We start from the raw sequence: 14865 nt of genomic DNA, 5'->3' as shown, positions 1-14865 counted from the left end.
CCAATTATGAAAACCTCCAGAATTCTTATTTTAATGACTGCTCTGTTATGCGGCATATTGTCATCATGTGATGATGAAGAACACGCTCAACCGGCAGGTTTGGTCAATGTTCAGTTCTCGGGTACTTTAAGTGCTTCAGATATCAATGGGAGAACCCACGATGATGTTGAAGAACCCACGCATCTGGTAATCAATGTAATACCGCTAGCAGGTGGTGAACCCCATCTGGACATGGAAAAAATTGAGCTGTATAAAATGGGAGACAGCTATATAGCAAAAGCTGTGGCACTACCAAAAGGAACTCATATAATTACAGATTTCCTTTTGGTCAGTGCATCAAATAAAGTAGTCTATGCAGTACCTAAAGCTGGTTCAGCTCTTGAAAAGGCAGTTTCCAAACCCCTTCCTCATCAGTTTTACATTGGAAAAGATGATGTGTTTCATCATGACCTCCAGGTAATAAAGGCTGCACCTTACTCTCCCCGGGATTTTGGCTATGCATCTTTCACTGGGCAGGTTGTCAACCCCCTCCGCGTAGCAGCTTTCGCGGCAGATGATCCGGCCTTACCTACTAATGCCTATGGTTACATCTATCATAATGGCGACAGAATCAAAGGGTTTTCACTCAGCTCTCAAAAGATAAGCCTCATTTCTTTTCCGGGTGAGGAAGACGCTGACTATACTATTGAAATAAATAAAACAGGTTATGCTTCTTATGTGAAAGACTTCGATTATAGTCAGCTTATTGACTCTCTCGGTGATGATATGTTGCTGGAGGTAAAACTCCAAAAGTCTTTTACCATGTTAGCATATATTGATTTTTCCTTTAGCAATATATTCAGTATATCATTAAATGGTGATTCCGGCCACCTTAACATAGATTTTGGGGACGGCACGTCAACCACTCACGCATTGAGTAACGATGTAACCCAGTCAGAAATACAGCATAGTTATTCTTCTGAGGGCAATTTCCTGATAACCATTACCGGTGATATACATTTGATAGAGCAGTTTTACTCATATTACAATGGTGGTATGGTCGATGAAATAGATTTTAGCGGATTAACATCACTCTCGGATCTAAGTCTCGGACTTACCAGAGGCCCGTCCTCGGTTGATCTTAGCCATTGCGAAAAACTGAAACATGTAAATATGGCCGGAATTCCGCAATTAGAGGAGCTTATATTGCCTGACATAAACTTTATCAATAACATCATGGTAAGTGGACCTAACTTGTTGAATACAACTGATATTGATGATATAGTCGACAAGGTTTATCAGAATGCTGTTTTAAATGATGAAATGAACGGGTATTTCATATACAGTCTTATATGGTATAATGAGACAGGAGCCCCTATAGGCCCGCCTTCAGGTTCTTCCCTCGCCAAATTAGCGGAATTAAGAGATCTATATGGGTGGAATATTTTACCTGCTTTGTAAAGTACGTCATTAATCATTTCGCAAAAGCTGTATCAAAATTTCAACAGTCAGCTGATTGGTAATTTCAGATGATCGCTAAGATTTTGATACAGCTTTTAATTGCTTTCAACGATAAAATTATTGCATGCTGGCCTTTTGGGGCGCCATGGCTTTCATAGCACTGACAGTGTCTCTGTCTGACAAAATTTTCTGCAAGGCAATCGCCACCCCGTTGGTCCAGCCGAAGCCGTCCTGCAAAGGGTACTCCCCTCCTCCTGCCAGTAGCATGGTGTCCAGCACGTTGTACTTTTCCATCATCTTGCCTGTGGCTTTGTAAACTTCCTTGTTTCTGTTCAGCCACCTTTCTGCTGCATCATTACCTTCATCGCCATAGCCATAGTAATACAGTCCGTTGATTGTAATCCACTGCAGAGGTGCCCAGCCATTGGGTGCATCCCATTGTTGCCCTGTTTCATTGAGTGTAGTTACAAATCCTCCGGGTTTCAGAAAGTCAGACAGTAGTCGTTCTGCCACAGGCTTGGCCTGGGCTTTTGTGGCCAGTCTAAAGAAAAGAGGATAGGCACCGGCAAGTGACAATACTCCCGTTTTCCGGCCTTTCACGAAGTCATAATCCACATAAAACTGGTCGGCTTCATCCCATAGGTATTTGTTGATGGCCAGCTTTCTTTTTTCAGCTTTATTGAGGAAGAGGTCAGCATTCTGCAAATCCCCTTTCCAGTTATATCCCTGAGCAATCTTCAATTCGAGGTGATAGAGTAAGGCATTAAGGTCGACTGGAATGATGTCTGTTGTATGAATGCTTTTAAGTGATTTGTGGTCTTCAAACCACCGGCTGCTGTAGTCCCATCCTGACTCTGCCCCGGCTCTCAGGTGGCGATAGGTGGTTTCAGCAGAGAGATTGTTTTCATGAACAAGTTCGTAGTCCGGTTTGAATGACTCCGGTCTCGGCAAGGCATAGTTATCCCAGTACCTGTTTAGCAAACTGCCATCGGGCATTAAAACTACTCTCTGATGTGCAGGGTAATTGCTCTTTAGGGTGTCTGCTCCGTTCATCCAGAAGTTGTACTCTGCAAGTAACTGAGGCAGATAACCTATAAACTGCTCACGCTGTCCGGATGCTACAAGATCAACCATCAGCGAGTAAAAAGGAGGCTGAGACCTTCCTACATAGTAGTTTCTGTTTCCATTGGGAATAAAGCCGATGGAGTCGATAAGAAAGGAGAAATTATCAACCATATTTACTGCCATCTCTGCCTGGCCAGACTCCACCAGTCCTTCCATGGTAAAGTAACTATCCCAGTAGTATATCTCTCTGAATCGTCCGCCCGGCACAATGTAAGACTCCGGCAGCGGTATCAAAGATGATAACGGATCGTACTCATCGGGCTGACGGGTAAGTACAGGCCAGAGGTCAGTGCAATGCTCCACAACGGTTTTGGAGGTATCTGACTTAAAACCGGTTACGGGGGTTACCGGTAGTTCGAAATGTTGCAAGACAAAGTCTCTCAGCACGAACCCTTCTTCCCCTTTCTTTGCCTCGTACAAATTATTGATCTCACCAAGAGGCTGCTTCGGAATACAGTCTACAAAGGTTTTGGAATCCGGAAAAATGCCGGAAAGCTGCACTTCTTTAAAAAATGGGGACTGATAAAAATCAAACTGCTCGCTCTTCTGTTCCGCAGCCTGGTTACATGCCGACAAAACAGCCAACGAGACAATTATTGCCTTATACAAGTAGGGGATTCGCTTCATATTGGTCTTATTTTAAATATGGTCAGGATTTATTTGCTGGCCGTCGCTTTAGGTTTTTCTTCGGGTTTGGTCATTTGAATATTTTCAACAACAAACCGTCCCAATGCTCTGCCCTGCTTCACACCATTTCTAATGGCCGGCATATAGTGTATGCCTCCATAAAGCCTGCTGATCGCAGCCTCGTCGGAAGCCTCTGTAAATGAATCAAATTCTCTGATTGCCAGGCCGTATTTGGCCTCAGTGCTGTCAGTAAAATGGAAAGACTCTCCGTAAATGGAGGTTAGCGCTACGCCCGCAGCTCCTGAGATAACACTATGGCCGCTGGAGTATTCGGGAAAAGGCGGTGTTTGCAGCAAAGGGGCCCAATCCTCATCGATAAATTTGTTGATCACAGTTTCGGGACGTACCAGGTTACTTCTGTATTTCTCGTCCCAACAGCTGATAAACCCATCAGCAAGGGCAATGGAGGTAAGTGCATAGGCTTGTGAGCTTTTCATCAGGTCCGCCTGCGATACCTGGCTGGCAATTTTTGCTATACCTATCCAGTGGCCTCCAGGGGTAATTTTTTTGGTAGCAAACATCACGTGACCGTGTACGTTCATTACATACGGGTTGCAGTCCCAGAAGCTGGCAATTTCCCTTTGTTCTGCATCGAGCTTTTTTCCTGTCTCATAAACCTCATAAGCTTCTTTATAGAACGGACTTCCCTCAGTCATGTCGTACGCCGTTGGAGGCTCTGGCTTAAACTGAGAGGCTGAATCGATAATGAACGGTCTGATTTTAGCCCAGTGGGGTTCGATGGCTTCAATATAAGCCGGTGGCGTTGGCTGCCACTTATCAGGGTCATCGCTGAGAGAGTACTTCTGGAAGGTACGGGTTTCTTTATAGTTATCTTTATCAGCCCATTTAAAAATATGATCTACAACCTGCTGGGCATAGGCTAATGAGTTATCATAAATAGCCTTATCCAGTCCCATATCAAGCAGTTCCTTATGCCATTGCTGACGATACTCTTCGATCTTATCTTCTGAAAAGATCAGCTTTCTGGATGCTAAAAGAAACCCCTCAACAGCAGCTACATCATAGTCAACTACTGCTGTAGGTTCCGGTATGCTTTCCAGACCATTAAGCTGGCCCGCCAATGATCGGTAGCTCGAATCATTTTGGGCCAAAATTTCATACGCTGTTATGCTTGTATAGGCATAGATCCGGCTTGCAACGGGTGGCGAAAAGATATCATGGACGATAACATCACTAAGTAACTGCATAGAATCGTGAAGCTTGTCTGCTTCAATAGATACATCCTGCTTCGAATCACGACAGGAAACTGCCACGATCATCATTAAGACCAAAAAATACTTTTTAAACATAACTTCTTTATTTTAAATCTTAGCTGAAGTCAGAAGACTTCGTTAGTGTAAGGTCCGAGTCACCGCTGCGCTAAAGACTTGAACCATTGTTTCTTTACTTCCACCCTTTTATTTCCAGGGATTTCCATTGTTTAGGTACGTGCTTATCCTTTTGCTCTATACCTTCATCCGTTATTTCCAAACCGCCAAATCCGGAAAGTACTGCCTGAAGCATGCCTCCGGCTCCGGTGGCAAAGTAAGGGTTCGTACCGCCTGCTGTCTCTGAAATAACACCAAATGGCGGTACTTCATTCGGCCTGTAGCTTTTCAGAAAAAGCTCATAGGCTTTGTCCATATCCCCCAGCCTGGCATAAAGTGCTGCCAGCACGGACTGTCCCATTGCCGGTCCGTCAGCGGCCATCCTTGGTTCATAGTACTTCAAATCCTTTCTTATCTGTGCTTCATCCGAAATTACATCAAGCGGAAAGGCAAGTAAATTAACATCAGCCTGCTTAATCGTTTCACCATTGTAAGTTGCATTTTCCTTTGTAGTCCCATCGGGAAATTGCAAAAGAGGGATATTCTCTGCCACATGCATCCAGTCCGGATCGGGTTGGACACCAAGGGCTTTTGCCGCCTCCGTTGCATACCTGAGGGTCACTTTGGCCATACCGTTGGTAAAGGCATTGTTGTCGATATTTTCCTGCCACTCATTCGCCCCGATCACATTTTTAATGTCATACTGCCCCGGCCCGTTTCTTTCCACCCTGCTGGTCCAGAAATCAGCCACTTCTTTCAGCACGGGATAGCCCCTTGTCCTGAGCCACTCCTTGTCACGGGTAACCTGGTAGTATTTCCAGAAAGCCCAGCCAACATCGCCACTGATATGATGCTGAAAGGGACCTGTCAAAGCCCATACAGGTGTGTCTTCCGAACCGTCATCAGATGACTCCCACGGATACATGGCTCCATCATACCCATGGGCGAAGGCGTTTTGCCTGGCAGCATCCAGTCTCTGAAACCTATACTCGAGTAAAGATTTAGCAATTTCGGGCTGTAATATCAATAAAGGAGGGTACATCCACATTTCGGTATCCCAAAATACGTGGCCATTGTAGCCCAAACCCGATAAGCCCATTGGTGACAGGCTATAGGCAGTACCTTCCCGGGCAAAGGAATATAAATGATAAAGAGCCGAACGTACATCTTTTTGTACCTGCAGCTCTCCTTCAATAACTATGTCACTTTGCCAAAGCTCTTCCCAGGCTGCCTCATGACGCCTCAACAACCTTTCTTTTCCTTCCAACATAGCGAAGATAGTCAGCCTTTCTGCTTCATTGTGAGGGTCTTCGTAGTGCTCACTAGAAACGGCTGAGGAGACAATTGAAAATTCATACGATTCACCGGCTTTCAGCTTTTTATAAAATTTTGTCAGGTGCATGTTGTAGTCCCAATCTTCATGGATAATATCTGGTTCCTGGCCATGTTTATCAGGGAAGATAAAACTGTTGCTGGCAGCCACTTTGTGTTTGCCTGAAGGGCTTTGTGCTACGGAAGTAAGCAAGGGTACTTTCACATGAGGACGGTCTATTTCGCTGTAGTAATTTCTCACATCAACCAAATGGATTGGCGCTTCTATTACGCTCATAGGCACCACTTCAACTACTTTTTTGGCTTTGATTTTAACCACTGTCAGTGCGGTATATGGCAAATGCCTTAACGACATCATGGTATGCTCCACACTTACTTTATCACCTACATCAAAAGTAGTGGTCAGTACAGCTTTTTTCATATCCAATACCTGACGGTAGTTACTTATACCTCCGGCAGTTACTCTTCTGCCATCTACATCGAGGTTCATGTTCACATGGTTGAAGGTTTTGAGGATATTGGAAACCCTGCCTCTCTGATAGTAGTCATAAACGCCATTAAGCACCACATCCGAGACTTTCATGGGCTCGGGAGAGGAAACTATGCCGACCATACCATTGGCTATTGTAACTCCATAGTAATTATTGGGATCGATGTCTTTGGCTACAATGTGCCACGGTGATTTTTCGGGGGATTGAGCGTTTACATTAATTGTATGAAGGATTATTAAAACGGCTATCAGGTTTTTCATTGATCACTATTTTTTAAGCGTTAAAACCCTTATTGACTCATCATTTCTTGCCACAAGGATGATCTCTCTATCTCCTACTTTTATCTTTTTGATATCTCGAATTTGTCCTTTTATTTCCAGGCCAGACTGTGCATTAGGCACGGCAATAAATTTTCCATTAGTGTTTTTTAATAAAAGTCCGTAGCTCGCATCATATCGACCTCTTTGAATATTCACATCAAAATAATTACCTCCTGCAAGCAAATCATTTTGCCCATCTGCATTGTAGTCAATAAGATTGAATGCACTAATTGGAGCCATTTGAGCTTCAGTAGGTAAGGGCTCAAATTTGAAAGACATATCACCGTTATTAATAAAGATACCAGATCTAAATTCAACCGCACTTAACTTAGCAGCACCCTCAAGCTGATTCACAGGTATTATTTCTTCATTTTTGGCTTTAGCAAACTCGGCGTAGCTAACATATTTACTCTTTATGGCAGTAAGTTGGCTTCCTAATTCATCCTTAGTTGCAAAAAGATATCTTTTACCATTTTTATAATGATAAAGCAGATGATCTACCTTTCCATTACCATCAAAATCCTTGACATACAAATCAACAGGCTCCTTTATTGAGGCTTTTAATTTAGAATTAAGACCCAGATTACCACAGATAAGATCTAAATCCCCGTCACTATCAGCATCATCCACTTGAATGGCATTCCACCATCCATTAGAATTTTCTATTGAAACAGCATTATTTTGACTCAACTGACCATCTTTGTTCAGAAAAACAGTTACCGGGAACCATTCTCCAACAACAATTAAATCATCAAAGCCATCACCATCCATATCTGCCCAAGCAGCATCTTTAACCATGCCTACCTCTTTTAATCCTGGCGGTGTTAAATCTGAGAAGTTTCCTTTTCCATCATTAACAAGTAGAAAACTCTCAGGGGTAAAGCCATAATTCCAAGGCACAACTCTCCCTCCTACAAATACATCCTGGTCTCCATCTTTATCAAAATCACATTTTTTAACTATTGAACCTGTTAAAAAGATATTTTCAAATGCTTCCTTCTTTCTTGAAAACTGACCTCTTCCATCATTGGTATATAGCCTCAATTGTAATGGGTTATCATGAGATCTAAACTCGTTACCTCCACTAACTATAACCAGATCAAGATCATTATCATTATCAACATCAATAAACTCAGCACCAATATCTTCACTAAGGCTGTCCAAGCGGAAAATCGCCTGTTCAGAAACTTCGAAACCATTTGAAGCCTGAATAAATAATTTAGCTAGCTGCCGTTTCGCTCCTCCTATAAAAAAATCATCTTTTCCATCTCCATTTACATCTCCAACAGCGATTCTCGGACCTTCAGTAGATGACATGTGAGGTATCAGAGCCTCCCTATTGAACTCTATATATTTATTTTCTTCATGCTTGTAGTTAATTTTCAAACTATCTGTAATATCAGACAGTAACGCTAGGTTTTCCTGCCCCTTATAGCTATACCTTCCTTTTGCCTCTGTTTGTTTTATAATGAGTTCCTGATTGGCTTTAACTTTTAGTTTCACATCGAAGGAATGATCCGGCCAAATGACAATTAGTGAATCAACTGTAGATTTATCGCCAAGTCCTATTACTATATTTGCAGGCACTGCTGACTGGTACCCTCTGGTAGTGTATACCTCATTGACTATTTTCTGTCCATTCGACAGGGGGATAATGACCTTAGCACCAATACCTTGTGTATTTCCCCCTTCTCCCTCTAGCCTAATTTTAAGATAGTTATTGTTGTTATTTTTTTTATCGGCAGCACTGTTTTTGTAGATAAAAGCAGGTTGATCCGCATTGTTTGTCACAAGGTCAAGATCGCCATCATTATCAAGGTCTACATAAGCCGCTCCATTCGAAAATGATTCCTGGTTAAGCCCCCACTCTTTCGATACATTTTTAAACGTTAGATCACCCTTATTTTTAAACACGTAATTGGGTATTTTAACCACTGGCATCTGTTCGATTAATGCCAAATCTTCATTGCTTATGTCTCCCTCCAAACGATGCTGAATAGCCTCACTCGATATGTAGTTGATATAGTCCAAGTCATTAGATCTGCGCTTTATCCCATTGGCTATGTATATATCCTTATACCCATCAAGATCAAGATCTGCCAACAGCCCTGACCAGCTCCAATCTGTAGCAGCTACACCGGCCAGTAAACCAATCTCACTAAAATTATTATTCCCGAGGTTAAGCTGAAGTGTATTTCGTGCAAATTGGTGTCCATAACCATACTTCAATTTATAGTTATAGATATTAAAGGGGTCTTCGGCTGCTGAGGCTTTCAACATTACGGGATCTTCAGGTAGCATATCCAGGGATAAGATATCTGGAAGTCCATCATTATTAAAATCGGCCACATCATTACCCATAGAAAAACGGCTTGTATGATTTATCTGGTTCCCCAGTTGCTCACTAAAGGTACCATCACCATTGTTGATATATAGATAGTCATTTTCATGAAAATCATTGCCTATATAAATATCCGGAAAGCCATCCCAATTAACATCACCAAATCCTATCCCCAATCCATAACCTAAAGCACTGCTATAAATACCACTTTCTCTTGTAACATCGACAAATTTTCCATTATCATTTCTCATGAGTTTGTCCCCGGCAAGAGGGTGGTATTCATCACGAATAGTAGATTTTCCAAAGGTACCATTTGAATGCACTGAATGATTAAGCATGTACATATCCAGGTCTCCATCCAAATCATAATCAAAAAAAGCTGCCTGTGTTGAAAAACCTACCAAATCAAGACCATATTTTTTTGCTTCTTCACTGAAGATAGGTCTTCCTTTTTCATCATTTCCTTTATTGATATAAAGTTGATTTCTACCTCTGATATTCTGATAATCTCCCAACTGGCTAACATAAATATCAAGCCTGCTATCTCCATTGACATCAGCCATTGTCACACCTGTAGTCCAGCCTTTATGTCCGGCAACTTTTGAAATGGATGTTATATCTTCAAACTTAAAATTTCCCTTATTGAGATAAAGATGATTTTCATGTTGGTTAGAAGTAAAATATAAGTCCGCCAAACCATCTCCATTTAAATCACCTGCAGCAACACCTCCTCCATTGTAAAAATAGAGATAGGTGAAAATATTAAGTTGTGGTGTTTCCTCGAGTGAATTAGTAAAATTCACACCTGTTCTTTCCGGTTCCATTAATTTAAAATAAGTAGAGCCGGTATCCTGTTTTGTACAACTACAAATACTGATAATAATAAGTGTAACTGCACTTGATAAAAAGTGCTTAATATGTATAGAATTCCAATTCATTATCATTTTTTGCAATTATTAGTAGTTTCTTTTCTCCGATGGTTCTCAGACTGCGCGTAGCTCTTACTTCTCCTTTGATATTTAACCCTATGTTAAATCCTGAAAATTCCAGAAGCCCAGAGGAATCAGAATTAAGCATAACACCATGATTAGCTGTATATTTACCCTCCTCGGGTTTTACTCCTGAGAAGTTTCCGGTAAAAAGGTATTCATTAATAGCATCATGATTAAAATCCTGCTCATAAATATCAAATACAGGAGAATATTGGGTTTCCTGAGGTAATGGAGAGATACTATATGAACCATCTCCATTATTTAAGACTATAACTGATTGGAAATTATGTACTTCTAGTTTAACAGCCTTCTCCAGCTCTTCCTGACTAAAAACTTCCTGAATAGTTTTTCCTGCATAATCTTTGAAATAGGTGAATTTTTTCTTTAAATGAGGTAACTGCTTTATCAGGTCATTCTTTAAAGCGGTTGGATATTGCTTATCACCTTCATAATATGCATATATGTGATCGACGGTTTTATTATTGTCAAAATCGTTAACAAATAGCGTAAACGGATGGTCTACTGAAGCGCTAAACTTTGAGTTTAGTCCCCAATTCCCAAGCAATAAGTCCACCTCTCCATCACCGTTTACATCAGAAGCGATTACCGATTGATACCAGCCATTAGAATTGGCAAGACCTGGCACATTAGACAAACGTTCAAGGTTGGCTCCATTGTTCTTGAATATTGTCAAAGGCAGCCACTCTCCAACTGCCACAAGATCCAGATCATTATCATTATCAATATCAACCCAAGCTCCTGCTGTTACCATCCCCAAATTTGCCAATCTGGGAGCAACTCTTGCCGTGGCATCATCAAACTTGCCCGTCCCGTCATTTTGTAAAATACGACTACTACCTGCAGAACCATAATTACCTGGAGTAGCACGACCACCTATAAAAAGGTCTAAATCCCCATCACTATCATAATCACCGACCCTCACACATGAGCCCATATCATATAAACGCGGTAAACCCTCAGTCGATTTTTCATAGGTTATATTTCTACCATCACCCTTTTGCAGGTATAACCGATCTTGTAATTCCATAGAATGCTCCCTAAACTCATACCCTCCACTTACTACATATAAATCAAGCTTTCCGTCACCATTTGCATCAAATAGAATAGCATCAACATCCTCTGAATTTTTGTCCTTTTCAAAGGCTGGAATATTTGCAGCACTAAAACCACCTTGTCTATTTTGAATGTATAGCCTTCCCGCCTGTCCTAAAGCCCCACCTATATAAAAATCATCAAGACTATCTCTATTAACATCACCTACGGCAAGGGCCGGTCCTTCTTTTGAAAGCATATGATAAATGAGGCGTTCACGATCAAAGTCTACATACCCATTTTCAATGTGTTTATATTTTGGGGTTAAATCCACATTAACCTGACTAAACAATGATTTCCTTTGGGTTGAATCTTTACCAAATGGCCTGGCATCTGCTACATCAAGTGTTATTTGCTGATTAGCTGGTACATTTATCATCAACTGCCTCTTACCTTGACCCCAATAGACTATAACACTATCGATTGATGTAGCACTACCTACACCAAATAAAGCCTCATAATTCATAGAAGACTGAAACCCCTTTGTAGGAACGTTTTCCAGCATCTGCCTGATGTTATCATGATAGATTTCAACTCTTGCGCCGACACCAAAAACATTACCTTTCTCCCCTTTGAACCTTACTTTCAGATAGTTCCTGCTATTGGTTTCATTGGCATTGTTTCTATATACAAATAATTCCTGGTTAACATTATTAACTATCAGGTCTAAATCACCATCATTATCAAGATCACCATAAGCAGCTCCATTTGAATGGGAAGGGACGGATAAGCCCCAGTCTTCTGCTACATCTTCAAAATGTAAAAGCGAATCACTTTTGAACATGTAGTTTGAGATAGGGTTTGAAGGCATTTTTTCCACCAATTTTTCAAAATCAACTGTCTCTTGCCTCATTGCAGTTACCAGGTTTTCTTCACTGGCTAAAAAATCAATAAAGTCCTGGTCCGTGACATCTCTATAAACTCCGTTTGTCACAAAAACTTCTTTTCTGGAATCATTATCAAAATCAGCAATAAGAGTGCCCCAACTCCAGTCAGTGGCATGCACACCAGCATATTGTCCTACCTCAACAAACCCTCCTCTACCATTATTTAGCTGCAGAGTATTACGCATAAACTGCTCATAGTAATCATTAGCCAGCATCAATTGGTGTTTATCATAATTCTCAAAATTCGTAGTAGATTTCAACCGTTCATCTGTTGCAGGTAGCATATCCGTAACAAAAATATCCGGAGCTCCGTCATTATTTAAATCAGCAGCATCTGTCCCCATCGAGAACTGGCTAATATGGTCTATTCTCGATGGCAACTCATCCTGAAAAGTTCCATCCCTTTGATTAATGTAGAGGTAATCCCTCTCAAAAAAGTCGTTTGAAATATAAAGGTCCATCCAGCCATCAAGGTTAGCATCTGTTATGGTCACCCCCAATCCAAAACCAATAACACTACCATTAATACCTGCCTGCTGACTAATGTCGACGAATTTACCATTATCATTTCTATACAGTTTATCACCACCAGTGCTATCTCTTACATGTCGAATATTTTCAAGCCCGAGTGAGGACACAGGCCTAAATGAATTATTCAAAACATAACAATCCAGGTCACCATCCTGGTCAAAATCAAAAAATACTGCATGGGTGCTAAATCCTTTGTCAGCCAGGCCATACTCCTCTGCCTTTTCAGTAAAGGTCAAATCCCCATTGTTTATAAACAACTCATTCTCTCTTTTCCCGCCTTTTACATCTCCTGAATTACAGACATAAATATCTAATAAACCATCTCCGTTAACATCTGCCATGCTCACTCCTGTGGACCACTCCTTACTACCACCCGTTCCTGATGATTCAGTGATGTCTTCAAACCTAAAACCACCCTTATTAATAAAAAGTCGATTGGATTGCATATTCGCAGATAAGTATACATCCGGAAGATTATCATTATTAATATCTCCAATAGCTACCCCTCCCCCGTTATAATAGTTTCTGTATCGAAATACATCAAGATCTTTTGTTAACTCCAATTTATTTACAAATAACAGTCCGCTGGTTTCGTGACTTATAGGGGTAAAAAGAGTAGTTTTCTTTTTATCTGATTCTGGAGTGCTGCATGATACTAATAAAATTGTGAAATAAGCTAATGTGCACAGTCTATACATATAGATAATACTTTTATCATCAAAATGATAAAAATCAAAAAATAAAGCAAGTAACCTAATAAGCTACTTGCTCTATTCTATCATATCATTTGAGTTTTAATAACCTGTATTTTGCTCAAGATTGGGGTTTGAATCCAGGGCTTGTTGTGGTATTGGAAATAATACCCTGTGGCTATCTGTTACTTCTTTCTCTTCCCATGTAGTAGTAAAGGTTCCAAAACGAATTTGATCGTTCCTTCTCCAGCCTTCCCAATAAAGCTCTCTTCCCCTTTCATCAAGTATTACATCTAATGAAACAGTAAGGGCACTGGCTCCTCGAATTGTTCTCAAATCGTCCAACATACTCTGAGCTGTTTGTGCCATAGTAGGGGTTCCTCCTCGTAAAATAGCCTCCAGTTTCATGAGATAAACATCAGCATATCTGAATAAAATATAATCTCCGGCATCACTGGGATGGTATTTAATAACTCTGATTCCCGCTCTCTCATTATTCCCGGCAAGATCAATCTCAGGAGTAAAAACCAAGGGATTGCCTCCTCTATCTTTTAATGCAGTCCCATCAGGGCCATATTGCTGACCTATAAGAAACCCTGTTCCCAAGCCGGTTGTTCGAACTTCTCCAATCCTTTGTTCATCAGACTCAAACTTGTTATAAAAATCGGCAAGCGTAGTAAAACCATTCCACCCATCAGGAGTTTGATTATAGTGTAGGGTCATCCTGAATCTATTTTCAGGACTTCCTTCCGGGCTGGTAAATATAATTTCAGAGGAAACAGGTGTTGCGAAAATATCAAAATAGTTACCAGTTTCGAGGGTATATCCAGCAGCAGTAACAGCATCAGCATGCTCAATCACTTTATTCATATCTGCAGCATCAAAGGTATATGGTCCGGCAGGATTGTCAGCAAAATAGACAGCTTTATTCAGATATAACTTAGCCAATAGTGCATGAGCAGTTGCTTTATTTGCCTCGGTTGTTGCCGTAGAATTCCCATCTGCCAAATCTGGTAACGCTTCAGTTAAATCTTTTACGATAAAATTAAAAGCTTCTTCTCTGTTAAATACTTCCGGGCTAACTTCCACTCCATCGTTAACTCCTCTAAAAGGAACCTGCCCATAGAAATCCATAATATAAAACATATAAAAGGCTCTTAGAAATTTAGCCTGTGCTGCCTGATTGGCACTTGGATTAGATGCCAATACTTGATTACAGGTGAAGACCCCAGTATTAAGGTCATTCCATGAGCCTAGAACATAAGCATGAGTAGCATCCCATGTATGTGCATGGAGTGTTCTCCAGATCCCGTTGTCACCCCAATCCGTACCCCTGGTAGGCCCGATCATCTCATCAGAAGTGTGCTCCATGAGGGCATATATGTTTGTTTGGTCTGGAAACCTACCTAAACGATTATAGGCAGAACTTAATAATTCTGTTGGATCTCCTTCAAACTCTCCCGATTCAGTTTCAACAGGAACTGAATCGGTTAACTCTGTTTCCAAATCGGAGCAGCCTACAATAAAGCTAAAGCTGCCAACAATTAGTAATAATTTTGAAATGTCAATTATATTTTTCATAACGT

At 40.9% G+C, this 14865-nt stretch carries 7 protein-coding genes; 1 reads left to right on the top strand and 6 read right to left on the bottom strand.

The genetic code is table 11. From position 1 onward, the window contains the following. Positions 1-6 precede the first annotated feature (6 nt). Positions 7-1440 carry a hypothetical protein gene (locus tag LVD17_RS21110; protein WP_233761013.1) on the top strand — a complete coding sequence of 478 codons (1434 nt, stop codon included), beginning with the start codon at positions 7-9 and terminating at the stop codon, positions 1438-1440. A gap of 117 nt (positions 1441-1557) precedes the next feature. Here the strand turns inward: LVD17_RS21110 and treF are convergent, their stop codons facing one another. The 6 genes from treF to LVD17_RS21080 all read right to left on the bottom strand — a co-directional run bounded on the left by treF (position 1558) and on the right by LVD17_RS21080 (position 14860). Then, a complete protein-coding gene (gene treF / locus LVD17_RS21105; RefSeq protein ID WP_233761011.1) occupies positions 1558-3192 on the bottom strand; it encodes an alpha,alpha-trehalase TreF in 1635 nt (544 codons plus the stop codon). A gap of 29 nt (positions 3193-3221) precedes the next feature. Further along, positions 3222-4562: a vanadium-dependent haloperoxidase gene (locus tag LVD17_RS21100; RefSeq protein WP_233761009.1), complete on the bottom strand. Its 1341-nt coding sequence runs from the start codon at positions 4560-4562 to the stop codon at positions 3222-3224. A 94-nt stretch (positions 4563-4656) separates the two neighbouring features. Beyond that, positions 4657-6663 (bottom strand): kojibiose hydrolase, encoded by a 2007-nt coding sequence (locus LVD17_RS21095; RefSeq protein ID WP_233761007.1) that lies wholly within the window; start codon positions 6661-6663, stop codon positions 4657-4659. Positions 6664-6669: 6 nt separating this feature from the next. Further along, positions 6670-9888 carry a VCBS repeat-containing protein gene (locus LVD17_RS21090; RefSeq protein ID WP_233761005.1) on the bottom strand — a complete coding sequence of 1073 codons (3219 nt, stop codon included), beginning with the start codon at positions 9886-9888 and terminating at the stop codon, positions 6670-6672. Positions 9889-9976: 88 nt separating this feature from the next. Next, complete coding sequence (locus LVD17_RS21085; RefSeq protein ID WP_233761002.1) at positions 9977-13150, bottom strand: VCBS repeat-containing protein; 3174 nt, start codon at positions 13148-13150, stop codon at positions 9977-9979. 231 nt (positions 13151-13381) lie between these two features. Next, positions 13382-14860, bottom strand: coding sequence for a RagB/SusD family nutrient uptake outer membrane protein (locus LVD17_RS21080; protein WP_233761000.1), 1479 nt, complete (start codon positions 14858-14860; stop codon positions 13382-13384). Positions 14861-14865 lie beyond the last annotated feature (5 nt).

The sequence above is a fragment of the Fulvivirga ulvae genome (assembly GCF_021389975.1).
In the GTDB taxonomy this organism is placed as follows: Bacteria; Bacteroidota; Bacteroidia; order Cytophagales; family Cyclobacteriaceae; genus Fulvivirga; species Fulvivirga ulvae.
Note: the sequence above shows the minus strand (reverse complement) of the source record. Positions and strands in the feature narration are given on the sequence as shown.